Raw genomic sequence first — 24788 nt, forward strand, 5'->3', positions numbered from 1 at the left:
GCGGTATGACCACTGATTTGAAGCTGGTGGTGGGACTGGGTAATCCGGGTGCGAAATATGCCGGCACTCGCCATAACGTCGGCTTTATGGCCCTCGAGCTTTTGGGCGAGCGCTCTGGATTTAGCTTTCGTCAGCAAGCCAAGTTGCACGGTCTTGCAGCAGACACAGGGGTGGGTGAGCAGCGGCTGCGCTTGCTGATGCCCCAGACCTACATGAATGACAGCGGTCGCGCGATTCGTGCGGCCCTCGATTGGTTTGGCCTGGAGCCCCACCAACTGCTGGTGCTGGTGGACGACATGGACCTTCCGCTTGGTCGTTTGCGGTTGCGGGCCCAGGGCAGCGCCGGTGGGCACAACGGCTTGCGCAGCACCATTCAGCATCTCGGGACTCAGGCGTTCCCAAGGCTGCGGATCGGCATTGGTGCGCCGGCTGAGAATCCTGCTGAACGTCGTGCGCGAACGGTGTCCCATGTTCTTGGTCCGTTCAGCAAGGTGGAGCAACCCTGCGTCAGTGCAGTTCTTGATGCTGTTCTGGACGGGATTCAACGTCTTCAGCGCCAGAGCTTTGAGCGCGCTGGAACCTGGATCAACGGTTTTCGCTACGACTTGGAGCCGGTCGACTGATGCCGGCTCTCCCGGCGACAACGGCCCATTTGCGGGTGCTTCGCCAGTGTTTTCAAGCCAAATGCGTGGAGGGTGAAGTCTCTGCCGGAGGTTTTGAGTGGCAGTTTTCCTGGGCCTTTGATCGCGGCGAACTGGTGGTGGAGCCGTCCCTGGGACGTGCCTTGATCGAGGATGCTCTGCGGCGGTTTCTGGTGCGTTCCGATTACAGGCTGGAACCGGGGGGTGACTACACCTTCATGGTTCGGGCCAGGTTCTGAGCGAGAACGTGGGGGCCGGCTCCGGCCATCTCAGGCGGCACTGCAGGTGCTCCTCAAGCATCACCAAAGCTGCAACAGCATCCAGATCCACCGGTGGAATGCGCAGCCCTGCCGGCAGCATCCTTCGCCAACCCCGCGCTGGCCACAGCGTCCAGTAACGCTGTCTTGCCCTCAGGGTTGTTCCCTGCTCCGGAACCACGGTGAGATTGCCCAGCCGTTCCAGTCGCTTGATCCAGGCTCGGCTTCCCGTGCCATCGCCGATCAGGATGCGGTCGAGAGCTCCGTCTTGATTCCACTGCTCCAGCCAGGGTTCCACGGCCTCCGGGGCCAGCACATGCCCTTCGCGCACAAGGCCGAGCTGAAGATCGGCCAGCACTAGACCACATTTGCAGCGGCCTGGATCGAGAACGGCCACCCGTTTCATGGGGAGGCCTGAATGGTGACGACGACAGGATCGGCGCTGTCGCTGACCCCTGCGGAAATCACCTCCAGGACAACGCTTTGGCTGGGGCCTTCCATCAGGGTCTGGGTCAGTTGGGAGAGGGCTGATCCATCGAACTGAAGCCCCTCGGTCAGGGATCCACGCCGCTGCACCTCGGCATAGGCCGAGGCCAGGAGAAGGTTCATTCGTGTACGAATGCCCTCTGGCGTGCGGTCATTCGGTTGAAGCGTGGTTGTGGCCAGCACATCTCCACGTTGGGCCACCGGCCGGTTGGGACGCACCTCGGGGAAGGCGTACACCGCCGTTTCACCCCGTAGCACATTGGTGGCGGAGCGCAGCGAGATCACCCAGGTTTCCGGTTTGCGGATGATGTTTTGCAGGCGTTCTACGTCGCTGCGAGGAACGCGGATCAACTGGCGTTCGGGCGCTTCGCCAGGCCTCACTTTCCCGTAGGCGTTGAGATTGGCCTCCTGCAACAGCCTGTCGACGGCTTGTTTGGCCTGGTCCGGAGCCTCGAGTCGAACCGTTGCTCTCGCCAAGGTCTGGCCGCTGCTGATCACCACCGATCCACGCCTCAGGGCGACCAGATTGCGTTCCAGTTGTTTGAGTTCCTGCTCCCCGGCACGGATACGGCTGCGAACGCTGTTGAGTTCGGCTTCCGTGCGTTGAATGTCCGCATCGCGGGAGGCGATGTCCTGGCTGAGGCGCTCACGTTCAGCTACAAGTTGGGCCCGCTCGTTCTGAAGAGGAGCCAGTTCAAGGCGCAGGGTGTTGGCCCGCTGCTGCGCTTGCTTTAGCTCAATGGCGATCCGCCTGGTTTCCGTTTGGGTCTTGTCCCGTTCGCGCTCGGCTGCCTTGAGCTGTCGCCGGCTGTCCTGGAGCTTCTCCTGCAGGGCATCCAGCTCAAACAGGCCCACCCGCAGCTGTCGGCTCACTAGCAGCATCAGGCCAAGTGAAAGCGCACTGATCAGGCTGCCGGTCAGAACCGTGATCAGAACGGCGGTGCGCCTTGGGCGCATCTTGAACAAACTCAGTCGCGCCTTGCCAACGCGGCTACCCAGACGATCACCCAGGGTCGACAGCACGCCCCCGAGCACCAGCAGAACCAGAATCAGTGCCCAGCCGCTCATGGCTGCACGTGTGGGGCGATGGCCGGACTAGCTGAAGCGTTTGGCCAGAGCGATCGGATCCAGAACGGTGATTTTCTTGCGGTCAATCTGAACCAGACCGGATTGACGCAAGTCTCCCAGCAGACGCGTGATTGTGACGCGTGTTGAGCCAATTGCTTCAGCGATGGCTTGATGGGACAGGCGCAGGTCGATGGTGATGCCCAGCTCATCCGCCACGCCGAAATCCCTGCACAGCACCAGCAGGAAGCTCACCAGCCGGGACGACATGTCCCGATGGGTGAGGGTTTCAATCATCGTTTCGGTCTGCAGAATCCGACTGGAGAGACCCTGCAGCAGGCGCAGTCCAACGCTGGTGTCGGCTTCGATGGCGGCCTTCACGGAGGTCGCCGGTGCCGTCACCATCTCGACCCTGGTGAAGGCCACAGCGTGGTAAAAGCGATCAGACCGTTGGCCGGTCAGCAGTGACAGCACACCGAAGAGGCTGTTTTCGCGGAGCAGGGCCACGGTGATTTCCTCCCCCGACTCGTAGACGCGGGACAGACGAACGGCCCCCCGGCGGATCAGATACACCCGTTCTGCGGGATCCCCAGGGAAGAAAATGGTCTTGTTGCGATCCACCAGTTCAGTGCTGGCGCCATCGAGATCTCGGATGATCTCCAGGAGAGAACGGTTGGCCGGTTCTGCGCTGGGAGATGGAGCCACCATCTGCGGGGCGTATCGGCTGAAACCTCGGCTACTGGTCATGACAACCCCCTGGTGAAGCGAAATTACGGACCCGGCGGTGGCCGCCATGTAGCGGTTATTACGTAACTCTGCTGTGCTCGGTGAAGGCTTGGCGTTGTTCCTGCATCAGGGATGACAATCCCGGCTCCGCCAAATCCAGCAGCTCATTGAGCTGGCTGCGGCTGAAGGGTGCTCCCTCCGCAGTTCCCTGGATTTCCAAAAGACGGCCATCGCCGGCCTGCACAACGTTCAAGTCCACCTCGGCTCGGCTGTCTTCGCTGTAGTCCAGATCCAGCAAGGCCTGGCCATCCACCAAGCCCACGGAGACGGCCGCCACCTGATCGACAAGCGGCGATTGCTCCAGCACTCCCTTTTCCACCAGCGATCGGCAGGCCTGGTCCAGGGCGAGCCAAGCCCCGGTGATCGAGGCCGTCCGGGTGCCGGCGTCCGCCTGGATCACGTCGCAGTCGATCAGCAAGGTGCGCTCCCCCAGGCGTTCCATGTCGATCACGGCGCGCAGGCTGCGCCCGATCAACCGCTGAATCTCCTGGGTGCGACCCGAGAGTTTCATCAGCTCCCGTGATTGCCGCTGTGGGGTGGACCCGGGCAGCAACCGGTATTCGGCGCTGAGCCATCCCAGCCCTTCTCCCTTCCGCCAGCGGGGAACCTTGTCCTCCAAGCAGACGCTGCAGAGCACAGCGGTTCGGCCCGTGTGAACCACCAGGGAGCTCAGGGCAAACCCCATGGGATTCCAAGTCACCGAGAACGGTCGCAACTGCTCTGGGCGACGGCCATCAGTGCGGTGTTCAGGGGATTGGCTCATCGGTGGTGTGCAGTTCGTCAAGCCTCGCAGGCGGTTGGTTCTTGCCCTGTCCAAACACCATGGGTGGTGTCAATCCCCTTGTGGAATGTGATCTCGCCGCTACATTCAAGGTCTCGCCGGGGGTACCCGGGCAGATGCTTCCGTGATGACCACAAGCCTCGCCAATCCCCAAGCGCTCCAGAACTCCCTGGATCAGGATCAGCAGGCTTTGCAGCGGGCGGGCCTCAGGCCCGTAGCACCTGTATCTGATCCGCCACCCCTGCATCTGGTGGCCCCCGAAGGACAGCTTCAAGTGCATACGGCGCCCTACCGAGGCAGTTTCGCCAGTGTTCTGAGTCAGGCCATGCGTGCTGCCGGCTTGGGCAGTCGTGTTCTGATCAGTCAGTTCCTCAAAGGGGGCGTTCAGCAGGGACCGGCCGGACGGGTGCAGCTCTGCGGAGGTCTTGTCTGGCTCCGTCCGGAAGTGCCCCTCTGCCTCTCCTCACCGGGGCATCCCGGTGGCGCCGAGGCGGTGGCTGCGGTTTGGTCCATCTGTCGCCAGCACCTGATTCAGGGAGATCTCGATCAGCTGGTTCTGGATGAAATCGGCCTCGCCGTGGCCTTCGGATACCTGGATGAGGCGGATGTGATTGCAGCCCTTGAGCAGCGGCCCGCTTCGATGGATGTGATCATCACTGGACCTGCAATCCCCGCCGGTGTGGTGGAGATGGCAGATCAAGTCACGGAGTTGCGCCGAGGTTTCTGATGCTCAAGTGCGATCGCTGGATCACTGAACAGGCCGGTCAGGGAATGATTGAGCCATTCCAGAGCGGTCTAGTCCGTCACCTGGATCCGGAGCAGAAGCTGAGACCGGTGTTGAGTTTCGGTTGCTCCTCCTATGGCTACGACCTGCGCTTGTCGCCCCAGGAATTCCTGATCTTCCGGCATGTTCCGGGCACGGTGATGAACCCCAAGCGGTTCAACCCAGCCAATCTCGAGCCCACCCCTCTTCATGAAGACGAAGACGGGCGCTATTTCATTCTCCCTGCGCATTCCTACGGCCTTGGTGTGGCGTTGGAGAAGCTGCGGGTTCCCCCCAACATCACCGTGATCTGTTTGGGCAAGAGCACCTATGCCCGCCTTGGAATCATCGTCAACACCACTCCGGCAGAAGCCAGCTGGGAGGGTCATCTCACCCTTGAATTCAGCAACAGCTCTGGCGCTGACTGTCGGATCTATGCCGATGAAGGCATCTGTCAGCTGCTGTTTTTTGAAGGTGATCCCTGCTCGACCACCTACAGCGATCGACAAGGCAAATACCAGCACCAACCGGAACGGGTGACGCTGGCCAAGGTTTAGCCCCCCCCTCTTTCTTACGGGGCCAGTCGCGCCCGGTGAAGCCTGCTTTTTTCATACCAGGCTGCGAATTCTGGGGCCCAATTCACCATGTGGGGCCACATCAGATCGCAGAGCTGGCGGATCTCCAACTGGGCATCGAGCTTGGCCCTCAGATCCATGAAATGCAGGAATGCCCGCAGGCTGAAGCTCACCACAAAATGCTGGCGGTAGTCGAAGGGAAGGATGCCGCGGGCGTGTTCCTCGGCGAAACCGGCCTTGAGCAGATCCCTGTAGCGCTCGGCGGCACTTCGGCACAGATCGAGATCCTGTTGGCGTAGTGCTTCGTTGTAGGCGTATTTCTTTCCCTGCCGATCGCTGTACTCGCCGACGGGCCGTAGGTAAAACACTTCCTCCAGGTCCAAGGCGCCATCCGCTGCACGGCAGATGCGTTCACCGGTGTAGCGCATGGATTGCACATCGAAGCTCACCCCAACCCGGTGGGTGCGGGCCTGCTGCATCACCGAGTGCGGGAACCATCCCACGTTCAGCACGATCTGCGCATGCTCCATCGGGCCGTAGTGGCCGCGTTCTCCAGACAGCAGACGTTTCACACAGATCTCCCCTGCCCGTTGCTCATCGGGCCAGTTGGCACGATCTGCGGCCACGAATCCTTCGCTGTAGTCCTGATGCATGGCGGCATACACGCATTGCTGCGGGTTCGGCGTGGCTGCGATCAGATCGACCCGAAAGCGGTCCATGGGAGCGTCAGAGTGACGAGTTGTGGTGATCATGGCGAGGCGTGTCAACCATGGCTGCGGGGCCCGGCGTTGGCTGGGCTTGAGGCACCTGCCAACGCATTGTTCGCGGAGAAGGGCGTCTCCAGCCGGCTGATGTTGCCGACGCCAGGCAAAGCAGGCAACGGTTGATCTTCAATCAGTGCTGTGGTGAGCAGCTGGAGTTCATCAACGCTGCGTAAACCGATGGATCGCCCCTTGGCTTCCCCTTCAGCATCGAACAGATTCAACTGGGGAATGCCGTTGACGTCGTAGCGATCAACAAGATCTTGCCAACGGGGGTTGTCGACGTTGACCAGAACAACATCGAGTCGATCCCGCGATCGCTTCTCCAAATCCAGCATCGAAGGCGCCATCTCCCTGCAGACCTGGCACCAATCGGCGTAGAACTCGATCAGGGTTGGGCGTCCATTGGTCAACGCCATTTGCGGGTCGAGGGATCGTCTCGCCAGCTGCTCCATCGGGCTTTCGCTCTGAATGCCGCCCCGCAGGATGACCAGGCCAATGGCCAGAACCACCGCGATCAGCACCAGCACCCATCGCTGTGCTGTGCCCAGGGGCGAAGACTTCGGAGTGCCTGTCATCGCACTGCAACCTCAGCGATCACTCTGGCAGCTCCTTCGAAAGGCCGCCGTTAGCTTGCATCCATGCCAATTCTGAGACTGCTGAGCCTTCCGGTTCGGGCGCCGTTGCTGACGGTGCTGTTTCTGGTTGCGGTTGTGCTCGGCAACCATTGGCAGATGGCTCAGCCCTCCTTCACGTCTCTCCATGGCGTGAGTGCGGCCTGGTTTTGGTGTTTCGTGTTGCTGCAGGTTCAGGTGGTTGTCGTCTTTTGCACGATGCCGGATCTGCTGTTGCGACAGGTGTCGATGCTGATGGCGTCGAGCCGGGTGATGACGTTGGTGGTCACGCTGCTGGTGGTGATCACCGGTGGGATCTATCTGTTGAAGCTGAATGTGCTTACCGACGTGCTGATCCTGGCTTCCGCCGTGATGTTGGCTCGGCTCGATCTCATCCGCATCGGTGTTCTGCCCGCCGCTGGGATCTGTCTGTGCTTAATGAGTGTGGTTGTGATCGGTGGAATCGTTTCCGGCACGCTGCTTCCGCATCCCACCGTCAGCTTCTTTGCAGAAGGATTGATTACCGCCTAGGTAACCCCTCAGATTGTCGAGCACTTTCTTAGCGTAAAAACGTGTTTCGGGGTATGGAATGCGTTCCACCCAGAGCGCGGCTGCGGCAGCAGCCCTGGGATCCGCCCAAGAGGCCACGGCACCGGGCCCGGCGTTGTAGCTGGCAATGCTGCGAAAGGGGTCGTTCTCCCATTGCTCCAGCAATTGGTTGAGATAACGCGCACCCAATTCGAAGTTGTTGGCGGGATCTTTCAGCATCGGTGTGTTGGTGGGCTCGCCAGCCATCTCTGCGGCAGTGGAGGGCAGCAATTGCATCACGCCAACGGCCCCGGCAGGGGAGACCACCCCAGGTGCGAAGCGTGACTCCTGTTTGGCGATCGCTCGCAGCAGATTGGCCTGAAGACCTTCTTGCTTGGCGGCTTTCTTTATTTCAGCTTCGAAGAGGCGAGGGAATTGGCTGCGATGCAGAAGGCTCCTTTGCTGGCAGCTGGGATCACGCCAGCGGAGGCTGAGCCACCAGAGCTGATCCAATCCCCTCCAGGTGTCCCCGACAGCCAGGCGCAGCCTGCCCTCGGCCAGACGTTCCTCGGGTGGCGGTGGGATCGCAGGATCTGCCTGGGCCTGCCAGGCTTCCCAGGCGGCGTGCACCTGGCCTAGGCGCCAGAGCTCGTTCACCAGGTTGTTGTGGCTGTTGAGCGGTTGCCAGGTGGGGGACTCTCGCGGTGGGGCTGGGGCTCGCAAATCCAGAGGTTCGGCCATGCCCAGTTGCTCCATGGCGCGCCATCGGTAGTAGCCCCCTGGGAAGGCCTCGATCAGGCGGCGCCAGGTGCGTTCCGCCTTTGCCGTTTCGCCGAGTTGCTTTTGGCTCAGCCCCAACCAGAACAGCCGCCGCGTCTCCAACGGTGAAGGCAAGGGCCCATCCTCGTAGTGGCGTTTCAGCAAGTCGCGGGCACGCTCCCAATCCCCAGCAAGAAAAGCCTCGCGGGTCAGGTCCCATTGGAGTTGCCAGATGTCGGGGTCGTTGGGCCAGCGGATCAGGGCGGCATCTGCCCCGTTGCCGCCGGCGAGTCGCACGCGGGCTGCGGTAACGGCAGCTGAGTGCTCCTGAAGGGCAGCCGGAAGGGCATCCAGAACCCCAGGCTCGGGATTGAGCGGTTCGCTCAAGATCCTTGCTGCTTCAAGGCTGGCGGGATGGTTTGGGTGGTTCTGCGCCAGGGTCAGCAGTTGGGCTGTCCCCAAGTCAGGGTCGCCATGCATCAGGAGGGAACGACCGATGGCCAGCTGGGTCTGCGGGGCGGCATCAAGCTCCTGAAGGCAGGTCAGGGCGGCGTCGGCATGGCCACGTTTTGCCAGTGCTTGCGCCAACGTTTGGCGCTGGTCGGATTGAGGTGCCTGCGCCCCCGTGGCTTGGCAGGCGTCAACCATCAGCTTCAGTGCGCCGGCTCGGCGTGGATTCCAACTGGCCAGGTGCAGGGCGCCCTGATGGTTTGGCAGTGCTTCGGAGCCATCACGAGCCGCCAAGGTCAGTGCTGCTGGGTGCGCGGGTTGCTGCTGGAGCAGCTGCTGATGAAGCGCCGGGTTGTTGTTGCCAAGCGCCAATCGTGCCCAGGCGGAGCCAGGTGCTTTGGGAAAGCGATCCAGCAGGAACTGCCAGGTCTGCGTTGCTTCCGACGTCTTCCCATGGGCGTCGGCGGTCAGGGCTGCCCGTTCGAGCACCACGGCCGCCATCGGATCACGCCCCCAGCCCTGGCCATGGAGCAGGTCCGGTGCTCCATCCCTGGCCACCATCAACAAGGCGGCTTCGCGACGGGTCTGTGGATCGATGGCCCAGCGGTAGTGCTGCCACAGGCTTGCCTGCGAGACCTCAGGAGTGAGCCGCTGATGCTGCCTCTTCAGCAGGTGCTGCCCGCCCCATGCAGCCAATCCACTGAAACCAGCAACAGACAGCAGCAGCAGCGTTCCGATTCGCGGCCCTGCCTGCACATCCAACCTGGAGCTGGTTGCATTCTGATGCTCCTCAGTTTGTTGGTGAGCCTTTGATCAGCTGAGGGCTGTGAGGGCAGAGCTGCACCTGTCACGTTCCTGGGAATCAGCGTCAGAGGTGCTTCCTATGGTGCTGTCCACGATTGAGACCCATGGTTCAAAAGGCGTGTTCCCCGATCGGCCCCGCTCTCGGTGATGCTGCGCCAGGGTTTGGAACCGATGGAATCCGTGGGCTCGCCGGCACCGTTCTGACCCCCGCCCTGTGTCTTCAGGTGGGCTTTTGGGTTGGCCGGGTTCTCCAGGCGGAAGGCCCTGTTCTGATCGGGATGGACTCCCGGACCAGCGGCAGCATGGTGGTTGCTGCCCTGACGGCCGGTTTGACAGCGGCCGGTCGCGATGTTTGGACCCTTGGTCTTTGTCCGACGCCGGCGGTTCCGTTGTTGATCCGCCAGCTGGGAGCCGCCGGCGGCCTGATGGTCTCCGCCAGCCATAACCCCCCTGCAGACAACGGCATCAAAGTGTTTGGTGCTGATGGCGCCAAACTCAGCGCCTCCCGTCAGGCCCAGGTGGAAGCCGGTCTGAAGGGGCAGACGTCCATGGCTGAGCAGGGGACTTTCCGCTGCGGTGTGGCGCGCTCCAGCGCCGATCTCCTCGATCGCTACAGGGAGGTGTTGCAGGAATCGGTGGCTGAACGTCGACTGGACGGCGTTCCCATCGTTCTGGACCTCTGCTGGGGATCCGCGACGGCATGTGGTGCGGATGCTTTTCGTGCCTTGGGGGCTGATCTGACCGTGCTGCATGGAGAACCCGATGGCTCCCGCATCAATGTGGCTTGCGGGTCAACCCATCTGGAACCGCTGCAGCGGGCTGTGATCGAGCGCGGCGCAGCGATGGGTTTTGCCTTTGACGGTGATGCTGATCGGATGCTGGCGGTGGATGGCCGCGGCCGCATCATCGACGGAGACCACGTGCTCTTCCTCTGGGGATCCGTGCTGCAGGAGCAGCAGGCGCTCCCTGAGCAGCGCTTGGTGGCCACCGTGATGTCGAACCTCGGCTTCGAGCGGGCCTGGCAGCAGCGGGGCGGCACGCTCGACCGCACGCCGGTGGGAGATCAGCATGTCCATGCCGCGATGGTGGCCAGTGGCGCGGCCCTCGGTGGAGAACAATCCGGCCACATTCTTTCGGCCTCCCATGGACTCTGTGGCGATGGTGTTCTGACCGCCGTGCAGTTGGCCACCCTCTGCCATGCCCAGGACATCAGCCTCAGCGATTGGTTGGACCGAAGTTTTCAGGCCTACCCGCAGAAATTGGTCAATGTGCGGGTGATGGACCGTGCGCGTCGCAAGAACTGGAGTGCCTGTACCGCTCTCACCGACGCCATTGCTTCAGCTGAGCAGTCGATGGGCGAGAACGGTCGCATTTTGGTGCGAGCCAGCGGTACCGAGCCCGTGCTCCGGGTGATGGTGGAAGCTGAGCAGTCGGATGCTGTTGAGCATTGGACGGGGCATCTGGCCGCCGTTGCAGAGGAACAGCTCAACGTGGCCTGAGAGTCAAGGCCTCGGCCATCTGGAGGGCGCCATCACAGGCATCGCCTTGGGCCTTGCCCCATTGGGCCTCAGGAATCGACTGGCGGATGGCCTGTTGCACGGCCGTTTGGAACCCCAGGAGATGGGTCACGGCTCCCCCATGGCAGACCACCACGGGGGAGCGCAGGGAAAGCTGCTGAGCAACGGTGCTGATGCAGCTGGAGAGGGTCGTTGCTGATCGCTGCACAATCTCCTCCGCGCCTGAGCAGCCGTCGGTTGCCGCCTCCACCACCAGCGGAGCCAAGGCCGCGAAGTTCGCCGTGCCGAAGTCGTTCTGCACCACCCGGGCTTTGACCGCTGCGTGGCTGTCGCACCCCATCTGATTCCAGATCTGCAGGCGCAGAGGATGGTCGGGCAGGCGCCCATCGGCCATGCGCAGGGTCAGTTGCAATCCCTGGTGGCCGAGGTCAAAGGCCGAGCCGGCTCCATCGAGCAGCCATCCCCAGCCGCCACAGCGGTGTTCATGGCCGTTCTTATCTCGGCCCAGCACGATCATTCCCGTACCGCTGATCGCCAGGATTCCTGCACCTTCAGGGATCGCACCTCGCAAGGCCGTGCGTTCGTCTCCGGTGACCAGCACCTTGATCAACCCTGTGGCATCACCGATGGCCAGGGCTTGACCCACCAAACGTTCAGCACGCTGTTGCAACGCTGTTCCGTGTTCGATGCCGCTGGCTCCCACAACGGCCGCCTGGATCACGCCATCGGGATGCTTCTTGAGGGCCTGCTGTGCACTGGTGCGGATCGCCTCGAGGAAAAGTCGTTCACCCTGGGGGGCATCCAGGTGACTGACTCCGGGCCCTTCGCCTTCGCCAACAGGCTGGTGCAAGCCGTTTTGAACCACACTGAGGCGGCAGCGCGTGTGCGTCTGTCCGGCATCGAATCCAGCGAGCAGCCTCATGATTTCCTTGGTTGACTCACCAGGCTGGCCAGGGCAAACCATCCGATCAGCTGAACTTCGGGGCGGAAGAAGATCGTGTCGGTGCTGCCCTGCATCAGTAGGCCAGCGATGGCAGCGAGGCTGGCGATGGACGCCAAGGCGCTTGAACCGTTCGCGTTGAGTTGCTGAAGGCCCTGTCTCAGGCTGTTGGCTAGTAATCCCAGGCAGGCCAGCAGCCCGGGAATGCCGGTTTCCACAAGGATTTCCAAGGGAACGGAGTAGGCACTGAGGGCGTTGAACTTCGGTTGCTGATACAGGGGATAGATGCTGTTGAACGCCGCATTGCCAGGGCCGATGCCCAGCCAGGGTCGGTCTTGAACCATCTGGATGGCTGCCATCCAGACGTTGATGCGGAAATTGTTGGAACTATCCCCCCGTCCCGCCAGCAGGCTGGTGATGCGTGTGCGGATCGGATCGATCTGGGTGGCCGCCACCACCAGACAAGCGGCTCCAACCAGCAGCACGGCGAGGGGCACCAGACGTCTCCAGAGAGGAGGCCAGTGGCGCGTCCAGCGGAGCAGCAGCAACAGCAGCAGCACGGCACCAGCAGCAACCATCCCCAGCCAGCCGCCGCGGCTGTAGGTGAACAGCGTGGCTGTTGCTGCCAACACCAAGGTGGTGCCAGCAAACAGCTGGGCTCCCAGGCCACGCCAGCGCGCCAGTGCGATCGCTGCGAAGGGAATCAGCGGCAGCAGGTAACCCGCCAGGAGGTTGGGGTTGCCCAGGGGGCCGTAGATCCGAATGGTGCCGGCGCTGATGGAATTCGGATCGGCCCAGCCCGCCAGTTCCTCGCTGGAGGCATACAGCTGTCTTAAAGCCAGAACGCTGCTGAGCAGCCCGCCACTTAGCAGTCCAGCGACCAGACGGTCCCACCATCGGCTGTTGCTCAGCAGCAGCTTGCAGAGCAAGGCATAGACGCCCAGGTAGCTGAGCAGTTTGATCAGGCCTTTGCTGGCGGCAATTGGAACCGGAGAACACCCCGTGGCCACAATCCCGATGGCCAGAAAAAGCATCAGCCAGCGCGAGATGGTTCCGATGCGCTCGGGTGGTGGACTGCAGAGGCACCAGAGCAGCCACAGAACGCCGCAGGCTGCAATCACCAGGGCCAGGCCTGTGCGTGTGAACAGGGGAAGACCCGTGAGCAAGACCAGCAGGAGCAGTCCCGCCAGGCTTTCAAGGCGTTTCAGCACCGCCTGATCCGGAGCCATCAGCCCCTGCCAGCGCACCAACAGTGCCCCACCGTTCGCCGTCTGGGTTGCATCCGCAGAGGCCATCGTGGGGCTTCAGGTCGTGAGTGCTTCAGCCGGATTATCGATCTCTTGCCAGCGCTGTTCCAGATCTGACACGGAAGGAAGTGGATTCTGGTTGCGGCGGTAAAGCACCCGGTAGACGGGGAGGTTTTGCTCAAGCACGTAGCGCTCCCGTTCCGTGGGAACCGAAAGCGGGTTGCTGGCACGCCAGGGACGTTGATCCTCCACGGGGCGGTCAAAACAGGCGCTGAGTTCGGTGAGAGCCACCATCGGCTCAATCACGTCGAGAACATCGCTCTGCAGAAACAGCTCACGGCCGGGCTGGAGGGCGGTTGCAATGGCCAAAAGCAGCGCGGGTTGCAGGACCCGGCGCTTGCGGTGGCGCCGTTTGAACCAGGGATCGGGGAACTGGATGGAGACCCGCTGGAGTTGGTCCTGCTTCAGGGCCTTCATCCAGCCTTCCAGGCTGATGTTGGCGTTGCAGAACAGGATCCGAACATTGCCGTGCTCCGAGGCGAGCGCATCTCGATCGGCGGACGTCACCAGCGGTCGGCGGATTTCAACGCCGAGATGGTTCCAGTGGGGATCACGTTCGGCCAGACCAAGCAGGCAACGCCCGCGGGCACAGCCGATATCAAGATGGATCGGCTGATCAGGAACGCGGAACAGCTGCTCAGGTGGTGGAAGTTCCAGCGGAAGCTGAAAGAAGCTGCTGAGGGGATTGACGTGCTGACGCAAGGTTTCGAGGCGATGCGATCCGGTTCAACCGAGATTGTCAGAGCTGCTGCCAGAGGTGCTGTCGGGGTCCTGGCGCAGCAGGCCCCAGCAGGCGGTGTAGCCATGCAAATGCGTCGTGCCGCCGACGGGTCCGATCTCACCGTTGCAGAACGCTCCTGCCACGGGCAGTTCAGGCATCAGTTGGCGCGCCAGGCTGATGTCGCCATCGGCACGACCGAACAGCCCCTGGCCCCGTCCCAGGCAGGCCATGAGCAGTCCGAAATGGACCGTGTCGCCTGAATCAGCTGTCGCTGCCTTGAGCAGGGAAACGGCTTCGTCCTGGGAGGCGGCAGCTTCGCGCAGGTGAAATTGCACGTTTTGACCGGCACGCACCCGCTCAGCAACGGCTACGGCGCCGTTGTTGGGATCGACTCCGATCAGGTTGCGGATCAGGAAGGCACTCGCTTGCGAGGCCCCTCCGTTGGCGTTCAGCCGCAGGCTGCTGCGTTCCACGCCGAGGAACAGCGAGTGACGCACCAGATCGCGTTCCCGTTCGCTGAGGTCGGCCAGAACCCGTTGCAGGCAATTGATGGGGCTGGCCTTGGTGCTGCCATCACTCAGTTCCAGCAACACGTTGCGCTGCACTTGCTCGATTGAGAAAACCGGGCCGATGGGTCGACAGCCCTGTGCCACCACTGTTTCGAGTCGCCAGCTCCCCCCGATGGAGCAGACCACCGCCCCGGTCACGACCTGGTCATCCAGCAGCAGCGATCCGTGTGGGCTGTTGTGGGGTGCTGCGACGCCACCGATCTTCTCTGCTCCCGGATAGGCGTAATCCAGCCCGCTGATCAGGTCATTGATTCCACTGCTGGTGGGGTCGATCAGCAGGATCTGGCTGCGGGCAGCCTCGGGGGTGATGCCAACCCAGTCATGCCATTGCTGGGCCGCTCCATCCAGATCAGGCAACTCCTCTGTGCTCAGGTGTTGGGTGGCGATTGAGGCCCCCGGCAGGGAGAGCACCGTCACGCTCAAAGCCGGCATCTGCTCCAGTTCCGAGGCGCTGCCGTCACCGCGGGTGCCCACCACGCCTCCTCCGGTGCATCCAATCCAATGCTTCGCGCTGATCTGGGCGCGCAGCATCGGTAGCAGTCGCGGCAGGTCGGTGGCGTAACCCGTGGAAGTGAAGACGAGGGCGAGATCGGCTTCGCCCCTGGAGCGGCCCAGTTGCTCGGCCACATCCCGAACGGCCTCGTCCAGGGACGCTTTCGCAGAAAGTCCTGTCCGGCAACTGGCTTCAGCGCCCCCAGAACGGAACCAGCTGAACGGTGCGAACGGTGCCATGAAGCGGACCATATCAACCCTGGAGGTCAGCTCGGGACGTTGATAATGGCGGCACTGTGACAGTCCCCAGTGAACGAGCTCACGTACCGCGCTCTGGTGTGGCTGACCTATCGCCTGGCCGCCACCTTTGCCGTGGGTGTGCCCTTGGTTCTGTTGATCTGGTCGGCCTGGCGTCGCGAGCCGTTGGTGCTGCGGCTGCTCGGCATCTACTGGAAGGTGGCGAGTCTGATGGCGATCAGCCTGCTGCTGCTGACCGACCAGCGCCCCCTCGGCTACGCCATGGCGGTTGCAGCACCGGTGTTGATGGTGATCAGCCTGTGGTTCTGGGTCGACATCAATGAAGAGCTGGCCGACCAGCCGTCCTGGCGTCCGCTGCCCCTTGCCGTGAAGGTGTGGCGTTGGGCGTTCAGTGGGTTCGGTCTTCTCAGCTTGGGCATGAGCGTGACGGGTTTGGCCTGCATGCAAAAGCTGCAGTCCCCGGCCTGTCTCACCTGGCTGGAAGCTCCTCAGGGCATCCATGGCCTCGCGGCCACGGTGTTCAATTTTCTGTTCGGTGGTCTTTGGAGTGAGGCCGTTGCTGCCTTTGTGGGGTACGTCGCCCTAGTGGCCTACCTGGCTGGTCTGCTGCAGTGGCTTTTGGTGCGACTACCCCGTTACGGGCGCGTGGCGGGGGATTTCTGATGACTGACCAGGCGCTGGTTCAGGCCCTGGAGGAACGAACGCGTGTTCTGCCCCAGCGGGTTGTCCGCTTGCGGGGTCAGGTTGGTGATGAGCCGTTTGAGTTGCTGATCTTCCGTGGGTTCAGCAGCAGCACCACCCACCCAACCGCCTTTGATCCCGATGCCTCTGTTCTCCCTGAGGGAACAAGCCTGAATCAGGCTGAGCTGCTGCAGGGGCCCATGTCGCCCAGTCAGGAGGTAGTCCTGGCTGGGCCGATGCCGCCGAACGACCTCCTGGCTCAGGCCAACTGGTGAGCACGGCGTTCCAGAACGCCAACACAACGTCCGCAGATGTGGGGATGCTCCGGGTGCTGACCCACATCCCCCTCGTAGTGCCAACAGCGCTCGCATTTGGTTCCCCGCGCTCGGCTCACCTCGATCGATGTGAGCTCGTCGTCTTGGCCGGCCAGCACTTCGGCCCAGGACTCGCCGCCAATCTGCAGTTGTGAGACCAGCAGCCAGTCCCGCAGGCCATCCACCTCGGCATCTCCCGTCTCACTCAGCCAGGAGAGAGCGGCCTGAAGTTCTGGACGGCGGGCCTCAATCCGCACGGCTGCCTCAAGTGATGCGCCGAGTTCCTGACGGCCGCGGCAATCTTCCAGCACCTTGTTGACGGCGGCGCGGAGCTCCCGCAGCTCTTGAACCGGAGCGCTGAGAGTGGCATCACGCCACTCGGCTGGAACCTGCGGCCAGCCGCGGTGGAAGACCGAGGTCTCCTCCACGGGGTAAGGCAGGTTCTGCCAGATGTCTTCGGCCATGTGGCACAGCACCGGAGCGATCAGTCCGGCCAGCCGTTCGATGATTAGGGCCATCACGGTCTGGCAGCTGCGTCGGCGCTGGTCCTGGGGAGCGCTCACGTAGAGCCTGTCCTTGGCGATGTCGAGGTAGAAGTTCGACAGATCGGTGACGCAGAAGTTCTGCAGCAGCTGGAAGAAGCGGAAGAACTCGAAGCTTTCGAAGGCTTCTGTGATCTCGTCCATCACCTCGGCCGTGCGCTGCAGCATCCAGCGGTCAAGCAACGGCAGCTCCGCAATGGGAATCGCGTCGGTTGCCGGATTGAAGTCGTGCAGGTTGCCCAGCAGATAGCGGCTGGTGTTGCGCACCTTGCGATACACATCGGCCAGTTGGCGCAGAATCCCGGCTCCGATCGGCACATCGGCGGAGTAATCCACCGAGCTCACCCAGAGCCGCAGCACGTCGGCGCCGTAGGGCGGTTCTTGTTTCTGGTTCTTGCCCCCCTCGATGATCACCATCGGGTCGACCACATTGCCGAGGGATTTGCTCATCTTGCGGCCTTTCTCATCCAAGGCGAAGCCATGGGTGAGCACCCGCTTGTAGGGGGCGTGGCCATTGACGGCAACTGAGGTGAGCAGTGAGCTCTGGAACCAGCCGCGGTGCTGGTCGGATCCTTCCAGGTAGAGGTCAGCGGGATAGCTGAGGTTGTCGCGCTGACTGGCGACAGCGGCCCAGCTTGAGCCGGAGTCGAACCACACATCCATGGTGTCAGTGCCCTTGCGCCACTGGTCGGCCTGGTCGGCGTAGGCGGGCGGCAGCAGATCCGCTTCGTCTTTCTCCCACCAAACGTCGGCACCGTGCTCGGCGATCAACGCCTGGATGTGATCCAGGGTGTCGGCGTTCAGCAGCACCTCGCCGTTGCTGCGGTGATAGAAGACGGGGATGGGCACCCCCCAGGTGCGCTGACGGGAGATGCACCAGTCGCCCCGCTCCTTGACCATCGATTCGATCCGGTTGCGTCCGGAGGCAGGGGTCCACTCCACTGCGGCGATCGCATCGAGGGCCTGCTGACGGAACCCCTCCACGGAGGCGAACCACTGTTCCGTGGCCCGGAAGATGGTGGGTTTCTTGGTGCGCCAGTCGTAGGGGTAGCGGTGGCCATAGGCCTCTTGCTTAAGCAGGGCCCTTGCGCTCTCCAGTGCTTCGATGATCTTGGCGTTGGCATCCTTGAGCACATTCAGGCCTGCGAACGGCCCGGCCTCGTCGGTGAGGTTGCCGGCTTCGTCCACAGGGCAGAGCACCGGCAGGCCGTTCTTTTGGCCGGTGTGGAAGTCGTCGACGCCGTGACCAGGCGCCGTGTGCACGAGGCCTGTGCCCGATTCGGTGGTGATGTAATCGCCCCCGATCACCACTGGACTGGTGCGGTCCAGGAGTGGGTGGCGGTAGGTCAGCCCGGCGAGCAGAGCTCCCTTCACCGTGGCGCGCCGGCTGAGTGGGCGTTCCAGGGTGCCGCTCAGCGGCTCGATCAGATTGGCAGCCACCAGCAGCAGTCGGCCTTCGCCGTCGTCGGCCAGGGCGTAATCGAGCCGTTCATTCACCGACACCGCCAGGTTGGCCGGCAGCGTCCAGGGGGTGGTGGTCCAGATCGCCACCTGCATGGCCTGCCCCAGGGCATCCGTCTCGGTGGGCAGGTCCAGCCCCTCGGCCTTGAGGGCATCCCGCAGTGCTTCCGGCAGCTTCACGGCTGGGAAGGCGGCGTAGACGCTGGGACTGGTGTGGCCGTCTGGGTATTCCAGTTCGGCTTCGGCCAAGGCTGTGCGTGAGCTCGGACTCCAGTGCACCGGCTTCAGACCCCGGTAGATGTGGCCCTTGAGCACCATCTCGCCAAACACCCGAATCTGAGCTGACTCGTATTCCTTTTGCAGGGTCAGATAGGGCTGCTCCCAGTCCGCCCAGATGCCCCAGCGCTGGAAGCCTTTCATCTGGCCATCCACCTGTTTGCGGGCGTAGGCGGCGGCTTTTTTACGCAGCTTGATCGGTGTCAGCGCCTTGCGCTGCTCCTGATCCATCGACTGCAGCACCTTCAGTTCGATCGGCAGGCCGTGGCAGTCCCAGCCCGGCACATAGCGCACCTGCCGCCCGTTCAACACCTGAAATTTGTTGATGACGTCCTTCAACACCTTGTTGAGGGCATGCCCCATGTGCAGAGCACCGTTGGCGTAGGGCGGGCCGTCATGGAGGGTGAAGGTCGGGCCACTGTTGTTCAGGCCGAGCTTGCCGTCGATGCCCTGGTCCTTCCAAAAGGCCTGCAGTTCAGGTTCGCGTTGGACGGCATTGGCGCGCATGCCGAATCCCGTCTGCAGCAGGTTGAGCGTGTGTTTGTAGGAGGGACGTTCCTCAGCGGCGGCGTCGCGCGTCTCCTTGCTCACGGGGTCCCTGCTCTGGCCTCGGGATTATCAGTCTTCGCCCTCTGGTGATGTGACCTCGGCTGCTTCGGTGGCTGCTTCGGTTGACGCGGTCTCGCTTGCGTCAGTGGTTTCAGGGGACTCGGGACGCACCCATTTTTTGCCCGTCACCCCTGATTTACCGGCCGGTTTGAGTTGTTTGGCGATGCCGCTGATGCCTTCGCCCACCCGGCCTGTGGTGATCAAAAGTTGTTGAAAGCTGGTGCGCCAATGATCCAGCGAGGTGAACCGCTGCTGCTCGGTTTCGCTGAGGCTGTTCCAGCGGGCCTGTCCGACCTCGGAGCCCAAGCGTGCGATCAACAGGCCTGCGCAGAGAACGGCAAGCATCGGCGCTCCCCGCAGCCGGTCTGTGCTGGTGACCAGAACGAGACCCAGCAGCAACACCACCGCGCCCCAAACACCATCGCGGGGGCGGCTGAGTTCAACGGCCAGAAGGGGAAGCAACAGGAGTGCCAGGCCGAGCAGGAGGCAGAGATCGCCGCTGAGGGTCGCAAGCATCCGTGGTGTGACGGTGTGCTCCCATTCTGGTGCGATCTCTAAAGTCAGGGCGATGCCCACCTGGCGGAATTGGTAGACGCGCTGGTTTTAGGTACCAGTGGCTTTGGTCGTGGGGGTTCAAGTCCCCCGGTGGGCATTCCTTTCTCTACCGTGGTTCGGGATCGTTACAGACTTGTTGCCTGACCTCCGGATGCATCAGAGCACTGCTCAACAAAAGCAGCCTCGTCCGGTTGGAGTGGGCTACCGCTCGGTTCCGCGTGAATTCGTCGACCCGCCGGCCTTCTGGAACCCCACCGTCGGGCTCTTCCTTGGTGGTTATGCCCTGGCGGTTCTGACCATCTGGGGCTGGTTTGTGGCGGCTCTGCCCCTGCCGGTGCTGCTCTGTACGGGCTTCTTAGCACTGCACCTGGAAGGGACGGTGATCCATGACGCCTGCCACAACGCGGCCCATCCCAATCGATGGATCAATCAGGCCATGGGCCATGGCTCGGCGTTGTTGCTCGGCTTCAGCTTTCCCGTCTTCACGCGGGTGCATCTGGAGCATCACGCCCATGTGAATGACCCGAAGAACGACCCTGATCACATCGTGAGCACCTTCGGGCCGCTCTGGCTGATCGCTCCGAGATTTTTCTACCACGAGTGGTTTTTCTTCCAGCGTCGCCTCTGGCGCCGCTGGGAGTTGATGCAGTGGGGGCTGGAGCGCAGCATTTTTGTGGTGATCGTTCTGGCAGCGGCGCGCTTTGACTTCCTGCCGTTCATCTTCAACTGCTGGTTTGCTCCTGCCCTAATGGTCGGCGTGACGCTGGGTTTGTTCTTCGACTACCTCCCGCATCGGCCGTTCACCTCCCGCAACCGCTGGACGAATGCCCGGATCTACCCCGGCAAGCTGATGAACTGGCTGATCATGGGGCAGAACTATCACCTGGTTCATCACCTCTGGCCATCTATTCCCTGGTTCGAATACAAACCGGCCTATGAGGCCACCAAGCCTCTGCTCGATTCCAAGGGATCTCCCCAACGTTTGGGAATTTTTGAGACCCGCCGGGATGGGTACAACTTCCTCTACGACATCCTTGTGGGAGTTCGCAGCCACAAGCGCCGCAGCGGAAAGATGAGGCGCGCAGCCCGGTTCATGCCGGGACGGGGGCTGCGCCGCCACTGGCTCGGTTTTGTTGACCGCATTGCAATCAAAACCGAGCCGAAGCGTTGGGTGTCCCGCTAAGTCGTGTTCAGTCGGCCAGGATTTTCGGAACCCGGAAGAAGTCTCCCTCCCTTTGGGGTGCCTGGTTAAGGATGTCATCCCGAACGGGGGTCGGTTGAACTCCATCAGCCCGGGTGACGTTGGTCACCTCCACGGCTCGGGTGGTTTCCGGAACGCCTTCAGTGTCCACCTGCTGAAGCTGACCCACGTATTCGAGGATGGACTCGAGCTGACCGGTGTAGGTCGCAATTTTGTCCTCGGGCAGATCAAGACGGGCGAGCTGGGCCACCTTGCGGACGTCGTCGCTGGAAATCTGGCTCATGACTCGCCGAGGAACGTGCGCAGATCCTCGCTCAACGCGGTGGCGGCTGTCTCCAGCAATGCGTCTCCATGCTGCGCGGTGGCAAGGGAAGGGTGGGACCCCATGCGTCCATCGGGATGACGGCGACGGAAGTCATCTGGTCCATGAATGGGGCCTGCCGGTGCGGGGTCGGGCAGCGGTCGCTGCTTGCTCTGCAGGCTGGGCTCCACAGCGAGGGTGACAGCGATTTCGCTGGGCGTGGCGTGATGGCCTTCTTTGTCGCCATACAGATCGCGTGCCTGGCGCATCACGGGGCCCGCCATGAACCAGTTGGCCAGGCGACAACGCAGCTGTGGGGCAACGGGAAGATTGCGGGTGGTGGCGGTGCCGTGGGCCTGGGCAAAGGCGGCTTTGGCCGTCGCGATGTTGCCACCGTGGCCATTGATCACGAACACCCGTTCGAAGCCATGCCGCCCCAGGGACAACACCAGATCGTGCAGCACCGCCAGAAGCGTTGCTGGCTGCAAGCTCATCGTTCCCGCGAAACCAAGGTGGTGCTCCGCCATGCCAAAGGCCTGGGCTGGGGTGACCAAAACCCCGGTGCGCCGTCCCACCTCAAGGGCCACCGCTTCTGCGGTGAGGGCGTCGGTACCGATGGCGCCCGTGGGTCCGTGCTGCTCGGTGGATCCCAGCGGAATGATCACCCCCTTGCAGCTTTGCAGGTAGCTCTCCACCTCAGGCCAACTGCGCAGGGCGAGGCGGATGGCATCCGTGCTGTCGACAGGACCGGGAGTTGCAGCGGTCATTCAGGCTGAGCCAATGCCCTGATGATCGCTCAATCCCAGCCGATCAGTGGGCGGTGCCGTTGCCGTCGTACTGATCGGTGTTGTAGTAACCGCCGCGGGTTCCGAAGAACAGGCAGGCCAAGGGGAACAGCACGATGCTGGCGAGAAGCACAGTTCCGAGGTTGAAGCTGGAGGTGGCTGCGTCCATCACCTGGCCTGAACTGGCCTCAGTTTGGTGTGGATGCGCCGTTAATGCATCGATGACGTGGCTTCTGTTGTGACTTCGCCTCCTTCCTCAGGCATGTCCAGCCACTCCCTCAGCCATCCCGTGAGCCAGATGAAGGGAAGCGTGTCGGTTAACGCCGCCAGCAGCTTGAACAGATAACCGCTGCCGATGAAGCTGATCAGCTGAGGCAGCACGGACCGTTCCGGCTGCACAGGAAGGACATGGGCGCCGTAATGGCTGATCAGCACCACTGCACTGGTGTCCACCAACTGGCTCACCAGGGTGGAGCCGTTGTTGCGCAGCCAGAGCGCTTTGCCTTTGGTGAGCTGTTTCCAGAAATGGAACAGCCGCACGTCCACGAACTGCGCCGTGAGATAGGCCACCATCGAGGCTCCGACCGAACCGAAACTGAGCTGCTGAATCGTGCGAAAGGTGCTGTCATCACTGCCGCTCATGCTCGGCAGCACGCCCCCCAGCCAGAGGATCAGCAGCACCCAGCCGTTGAGCAGCAGCCCGACCCACACCACCTGATTCGCTTTCTGTTCTCCCCAGATCTCGCTGATCAGATCTGTGCAGAGGAAAGTGATCGGGTAGGGCAGTGCGCCAACGGCCACCACGATTGGCCAGCCGCCAATGCTGCCCAGGTGAAGGAAGCGCGTCAGGCCCAGGATGTTGAGCATGCCCAGGGTCCCGAGAAACAGGCCCGCCAGCACCAGAAACACCCCATCACGCCGTGCCTGGAGGTTGCTGTCCACAGCCTGCAACGTTCAAGCTGGAACAAGCGTGGCCGCCAGCCGGCAGCCTGTCATCGATTTCGTTTCGCTTCCGCTCAACTTTTTTGCCCGTCCGGCTCAGATCGTGGGTCCTGATTTGGTGGGATGCAGGTTGGTGAAGCGCCAAGACGACCGACCCCGTATGTCATGGTGATCGCCGCCGTTCACCGCAAAACGAAACCCTGTTCGGTGAGCCAGGGCATTCTTATGTGTATGTCCGCTGTAGCTGACACCACTAAGTGAAGTGAGCTCTAACTTCAAGAATCTCAGGCTGGGCTTGATGTTTGAGTGGTTGCCATGGGTCGCCCAGTCAACGCCCGATCTACTCAAATAAAAATTCCCGATTTTTTTTAGATCACTCCCCGAGCTACGAAGGGCTAAAAGCAGTGCTTACTTTCTTGGCTGGATCAGTGGGGCTGCCGTAGCCCTGGTGTCAGTAGTGGCAGCCTTTCTTGAAATAACCACCCTCCCCAACGCAACAACAACGGCAGCCTTGAGGTGAGTGTGCGGATTGATGGAAAGGATGCCCTTTATCAAACGGCATCGCCGCCCAAATCTGGAGCGACTACCAGCAAGGCAGCCTTTACCGCTCTCTGATGGCATATCAGCCGCTGGTGGATAGCAAGCAGGTGGGATTGCTGGAGGCGTCTAGGGAGAGGGCAGAGAGCAAACGCCAGGCAGCCGCCATTCACTCCACAAGCTGCTGGAGCGATATGGAAAGCCCATCCGCAACAGAAGCGATGCAGAGGCTTCCCTCTCCTGGTTGAGAGAAGAGCGTGGCTTGAGCGGCTGCGCCATCGCTGGCTTGATGACCCATTACCGCCATTTTTGTTCTCACACGCTCAAGTGAAAGGGGCGGTCGGTGCAGGGCGATGTTCTGAGAGTGGATGCAATCCAAGTGGTGCTTGCTGACCTGCAGAACAATGAGAGTTGGTGTTACTCGCTGTTTCTGCTTTGGCTGAGCAAAGGGCTGAGAAATGCCGAAATCAGGGGTCTGAACTGGGTCTGCATTTGCTGGGGAGAAGGGGAGCTGCTGGTCTGTAAGAGCTTGGGTGTGATGGCTATGCCTCAGCCCATCACAGCTGGGTGACGACCAATACACAGAGAGCGGGTCGCACCACTGAACTCTCAGGTGCTGGAGGTGTTGAGGATGCACAAGGCTGAGATGGAGTAGCTGGGTAACTACGACCCGTATGGGCTGGCGTTTGTTACCGTCACCAGCTGGAGCACATCTACGACCATTTGGTGGGTCGTGTGTGGATTCCGTTGCTTTAGCGTTGTGGATTAAAGCCCCAAAGTCTTTGCGCCCAACGCCATAGCTTCCTGTCTCACGCTTTGGCGATCGGAGACTTAGCAGCGGCAACAGGGCACTCAACCAAGATGCTCTGGATACCTATGCCAAGCCCACATGCAGATTGAAGACGTCAGCCCCAGCTTGTCAAAAAGCCTGATAGGGGAAATAAAAAAAGATGTTATTCACTAAGTTTTAAAAGTAGGTGACTAAGGGCTTGATGCATGGTGGTGGACAAGCCAATGAAAACAAGCTCGCATGAAGAATCGATGTTGTTGGATTTGTCTGCAAGTCCTGGCGTATCAGCAAATCCATATAAAGTGAACCTATAAAACCTGCAACTCACATAAATAACTGACGCTTGCAGCGCTTATTCGGAGGATTGAGAGGCAACGACTGCGAGCGATGCAACAGAAGAGATGAGCTGGATGCTGAGGTATTGGCGTCAATGTCTATGCGTGGGAAGAAGGGTTAAAAACTCAAATGAAATCCATACAACAAGAATGCCGTCAACAAGCAAGCCTAGAGGTGGCAACGGAATGTCAAATGTCATATCCACGACCGGCCCCACAGCATCAGCTCCTGGTGGATCATCAGCTTTCACTGCCGAGACCGCTACGCCAAGGAAGATGAGTTGGTGCGGAATGTTGCCGATCTCAAGCGGAAACGCCATCGCATTATCTCCAAGATCTGTGACAAAAGGCATCAAGGGTGCTTGTAAATACTCTATCTACGAAT

27 protein-coding genes, 1 tRNA gene and 1 pseudogene are annotated in these 24788 nt (G+C 61.6%); 11 read left to right on the forward strand and 18 right to left on the reverse strand.

Annotation, left to right across the window (positions count from 1 at the left end; genetic code table 11):
* Positions 1 to 5 precede the first annotated feature (5 nt).
* A complete protein-coding gene (gene pth / locus SynA1562_RS01360; RefSeq protein ID WP_186494469.1) occupies positions 6 to 623 on the forward strand; it encodes an aminoacyl-tRNA hydrolase in 618 nt (205 codons plus the stop codon).
* Positions 623 to 880: a DUF3146 family protein gene (locus tag SynA1562_RS01365; RefSeq protein ID WP_011363294.1), complete on the forward strand. Its 258-nt coding sequence runs from the start codon at positions 623 to 625 to the stop codon at positions 878 to 880. Before pth ends, SynA1562_RS01365 begins: the two co-directional genes overlap by 1 nt.
* On the opposite strand, the gene SynA1562_RS01370 is transcribed toward SynA1562_RS01365, so the two are convergent.
* Genes SynA1562_RS01370 through rph form a run of 4 tightly spaced genes read right to left on the reverse strand, consistent with a single transcriptional unit; the run spans position 858 to position 3998 of the window.
* On the reverse strand, positions 858 to 1304 hold the full coding sequence (locus tag SynA1562_RS01370; protein ID WP_186494471.1) for a resolvase: 447 nt from the start codon (positions 1302 to 1304) through the stop codon (positions 858 to 860). The two genes, SynA1562_RS01365 and SynA1562_RS01370, sit on opposite strands and share 23 nt — an antisense overlap.
* The gene (locus SynA1562_RS01375; RefSeq protein ID WP_186494472.1) at positions 1301 to 2452 is read right to left on the reverse strand and encodes a DUF3084 domain-containing protein; all 1152 of its coding nucleotides are present in this window, start codon (positions 2450 to 2452) and stop codon (positions 1301 to 1303) included. Before SynA1562_RS01375 ends, SynA1562_RS01370 begins: the two co-directional genes overlap by 4 nt.
* A gap of 27 nt (positions 2453 to 2479) precedes the next feature.
* A complete protein-coding gene (ntcA, locus tag SynA1562_RS01380; protein WP_186494474.1) occupies positions 2480 to 3196 on the reverse strand; it encodes a global nitrogen regulator NtcA in 717 nt (238 codons plus the stop codon).
* A gap of 58 nt (positions 3197 to 3254) precedes the next feature.
* Positions 3255 to 3998, reverse strand: coding sequence for a ribonuclease PH (gene rph, locus SynA1562_RS01385; RefSeq protein WP_186494476.1), 744 nt, complete (start codon positions 3996 to 3998; stop codon positions 3255 to 3257).
* Positions 3999 to 4143: 145 nt separating this feature from the next.
* Between rph and SynA1562_RS01390 the strand changes: the two genes are divergently transcribed.
* Together SynA1562_RS01390 and dcd are read left to right on the forward strand one after the other, a co-directional pair.
* Entirely contained in the window at positions 4144 to 4743 is a 600-nt protein-coding gene (locus SynA1562_RS01390; protein WP_186494478.1) for a cob(I)yrinic acid a,c-diamide adenosyltransferase, read from the forward strand.
* Positions 4743 to 5336, forward strand: coding sequence for a dCTP deaminase (gene dcd, locus SynA1562_RS01395; protein WP_011363300.1), 594 nt, complete (start codon positions 4743 to 4745; stop codon positions 5334 to 5336). Before SynA1562_RS01390 ends, dcd begins: the two co-directional genes overlap by 1 nt.
* 14 nt (positions 5337 to 5350) lie before the next feature.
* Here the strand turns inward: dcd and thyX are convergent, their stop codons facing one another.
* On the reverse strand, positions 5351 to 6073 hold the full coding sequence (thyX, locus tag SynA1562_RS01400; RefSeq protein WP_186494480.1) for an FAD-dependent thymidylate synthase: 723 nt from the start codon (positions 6071 to 6073) through the stop codon (positions 5351 to 5353).
* 44 nt (positions 6074 to 6117) lie between these two features.
* Positions 6118 to 6693 carry a thioredoxin domain-containing protein gene (locus SynA1562_RS01405; protein WP_186494482.1) on the reverse strand — a complete coding sequence of 192 codons (576 nt, stop codon included), beginning with the start codon at positions 6691 to 6693 and terminating at the stop codon, positions 6118 to 6120.
* Positions 6694 to 6756: 63 nt separating this feature from the next.
* On the opposite strand from SynA1562_RS01405, the gene SynA1562_RS01410 reads away from it, so the two are divergent.
* A complete protein-coding gene (locus SynA1562_RS01410) occupies positions 6757 to 7260 on the forward strand; it encodes a hypothetical protein (RefSeq protein WP_186494483.1) in 504 nt (167 codons plus the stop codon).
* On the opposite strand, the gene SynA1562_RS01415 is transcribed toward SynA1562_RS01410, so the two are convergent.
* The gene (locus SynA1562_RS01415; RefSeq protein WP_186495250.1) at positions 7165 to 9222 is read right to left on the reverse strand and encodes a transglycosylase SLT domain-containing protein; all 2058 of its coding nucleotides are present in this window, start codon (positions 9220 to 9222) and stop codon (positions 7165 to 7167) included. The genes SynA1562_RS01410 and SynA1562_RS01415 overlap by 96 nt on opposite strands.
* Before the next feature lie 152 nt (positions 9223 to 9374).
* Here SynA1562_RS01415 and glmM point away from each other — a divergent pair, with 152 nt between their 5' ends.
* Positions 9375 to 10769, forward strand: a complete 1395-nt coding sequence (gene glmM / locus SynA1562_RS01420; protein WP_186494485.1) for a phosphoglucosamine mutase — start codon at positions 9375 to 9377, stop codon at positions 10767 to 10769.
* Here the strand turns inward: glmM and SynA1562_RS01425 are convergent.
* From SynA1562_RS01425 to SynA1562_RS01440, 4 genes are read right to left on the reverse strand one after another with little or no spacing between them, the layout of a single operon-like run.
* A complete protein-coding gene (locus tag SynA1562_RS01425; RefSeq protein WP_186494486.1) occupies positions 10756 to 11709 on the reverse strand; it encodes a BadF/BadG/BcrA/BcrD ATPase family protein in 954 nt (317 codons plus the stop codon). The two genes, glmM and SynA1562_RS01425, sit on opposite strands and share 14 nt — an antisense overlap.
* Entirely contained in the window at positions 11706 to 13022 is a 1317-nt protein-coding gene (locus tag SynA1562_RS01430; RefSeq protein WP_186494487.1) for an IctB family putative bicarbonate transporter, read from the reverse strand. Before SynA1562_RS01430 ends, SynA1562_RS01425 begins: the two co-directional genes overlap by 4 nt.
* A 9-nt stretch (positions 13023 to 13031) precedes the next feature.
* Positions 13032 to 13736, reverse strand: coding sequence for a tRNA (guanosine(46)-N7)-methyltransferase TrmB (trmB, locus tag SynA1562_RS01435; RefSeq protein WP_186494488.1), 705 nt, complete (start codon positions 13734 to 13736; stop codon positions 13032 to 13034).
* A gap of 24 nt (positions 13737 to 13760) precedes the next feature.
* Positions 13761 to 15056 carry an FIST N-terminal domain-containing protein gene (locus SynA1562_RS01440; RefSeq protein WP_186494489.1) on the reverse strand — a complete coding sequence of 432 codons (1296 nt, stop codon included), beginning with the start codon at positions 15054 to 15056 and terminating at the stop codon, positions 13761 to 13763.
* Positions 15057 to 15125: 69 nt separating this feature from the next.
* Here SynA1562_RS01440 and SynA1562_RS01445 point away from each other — a divergent pair, with 69 nt between their 5' ends.
* The gene (locus SynA1562_RS01445) at positions 15126 to 15737 is read left to right on the forward strand and encodes a DUF3177 family protein (RefSeq protein ID WP_186494490.1); all 612 of its coding nucleotides are present in this window, start codon (positions 15126 to 15128) and stop codon (positions 15735 to 15737) included.
* Positions 15737 to 16030, forward strand: coding sequence for a hypothetical protein (locus tag SynA1562_RS01450; RefSeq protein WP_186494491.1), 294 nt, complete (start codon positions 15737 to 15739; stop codon positions 16028 to 16030). The genes SynA1562_RS01445 and SynA1562_RS01450 overlap by 1 nt, the downstream gene beginning before the upstream one ends.
* On the opposite strand, the gene ileS is transcribed toward SynA1562_RS01450, so the two are convergent.
* Together ileS and SynA1562_RS01460 are read right to left on the reverse strand one after the other, a co-directional pair.
* The gene (gene ileS / locus SynA1562_RS01455) at positions 16015 to 18939 is read right to left on the reverse strand and encodes an isoleucine--tRNA ligase (RefSeq protein ID WP_186494492.1); all 2925 of its coding nucleotides are present in this window, start codon (positions 18937 to 18939) and stop codon (positions 16015 to 16017) included. The genes SynA1562_RS01450 and ileS overlap by 16 nt on opposite strands.
* Before the next feature lie 27 nt (positions 18940 to 18966).
* Positions 18967 to 19473, reverse strand: a complete 507-nt coding sequence (locus SynA1562_RS01460; protein ID WP_186494493.1) for a Ycf66 family protein — start codon at positions 19471 to 19473, stop codon at positions 18967 to 18969.
* Between the two features lie 54 nt (positions 19474 to 19527).
* On the opposite strand from SynA1562_RS01460, the gene SynA1562_RS01465 reads away from it, so the two are divergent.
* Positions 19528 to 19609 (forward strand) — tRNA-Leu (locus SynA1562_RS01465).
* Positions 19610 to 19663: 54 nt separating this feature from the next.
* Positions 19664 to 20695: a beta-carotene hydroxylase gene (crtR, locus tag SynA1562_RS01470; RefSeq protein WP_186494494.1), complete on the forward strand. Its 1032-nt coding sequence runs from the start codon at positions 19664 to 19666 to the stop codon at positions 20693 to 20695.
* A 7-nt stretch (positions 20696 to 20702) separates the two neighbouring features.
* On the opposite strand, the gene gatC is transcribed toward crtR, so the two are convergent.
* From gatC to SynA1562_RS01490, 4 genes are read right to left on the reverse strand one after another with little or no spacing between them, the layout of a single operon-like run.
* Positions 20703 to 20996 carry an Asp-tRNA(Asn)/Glu-tRNA(Gln) amidotransferase subunit GatC gene (gatC, locus tag SynA1562_RS01475; protein WP_114988151.1) on the reverse strand — a complete coding sequence of 98 codons (294 nt, stop codon included), beginning with the start codon at positions 20994 to 20996 and terminating at the stop codon, positions 20703 to 20705.
* Positions 20993 to 21781: a creatininase family protein gene (locus SynA1562_RS01480; RefSeq protein ID WP_186494495.1), complete on the reverse strand. Its 789-nt coding sequence runs from the start codon at positions 21779 to 21781 to the stop codon at positions 20993 to 20995. Before SynA1562_RS01480 ends, gatC begins: the two co-directional genes overlap by 4 nt.
* A 43-nt stretch (positions 21782 to 21824) precedes the next feature.
* Positions 21825 to 21968, reverse strand: coding sequence for a hypothetical protein (locus tag SynA1562_RS01485; protein ID WP_170950905.1), 144 nt, complete (start codon positions 21966 to 21968; stop codon positions 21825 to 21827).
* Positions 21969 to 22009: 41 nt separating this feature from the next.
* A complete protein-coding gene (locus SynA1562_RS01490; protein WP_186495251.1) occupies positions 22010 to 22741 on the reverse strand; it encodes a queuosine precursor transporter in 732 nt (243 codons plus the stop codon).
* A gap of 28 nt (positions 22742 to 22769) precedes the next feature.
* Here SynA1562_RS01490 and SynA1562_RS01495 point away from each other — a divergent pair.
* Positions 22770 to 22977: pseudogene (locus SynA1562_RS01495) on the forward strand (DNA-3-methyladenine glycosylase); the annotation flags it as partial.
* A gap of 1518 nt (positions 22978 to 24495) precedes the next feature.
* Here the strand turns inward: SynA1562_RS01495 and SynA1562_RS01500 are convergent.
* On the reverse strand, positions 24496 to 24756 hold the full coding sequence (locus tag SynA1562_RS01500) for a hypothetical protein (protein ID WP_186494496.1): 261 nt from the start codon (positions 24754 to 24756) through the stop codon (positions 24496 to 24498).
* Between the last annotated feature and the right edge of the window lie 32 nt (positions 24757 to 24788).

Origin of the sequence: Synechococcus sp. A15-62 (assembly GCF_014280075.1) — a bacterium.
Taxonomy (GTDB): domain Bacteria; phylum Cyanobacteriota; class Cyanobacteriia; order PCC-6307; family Cyanobiaceae; genus Parasynechococcus.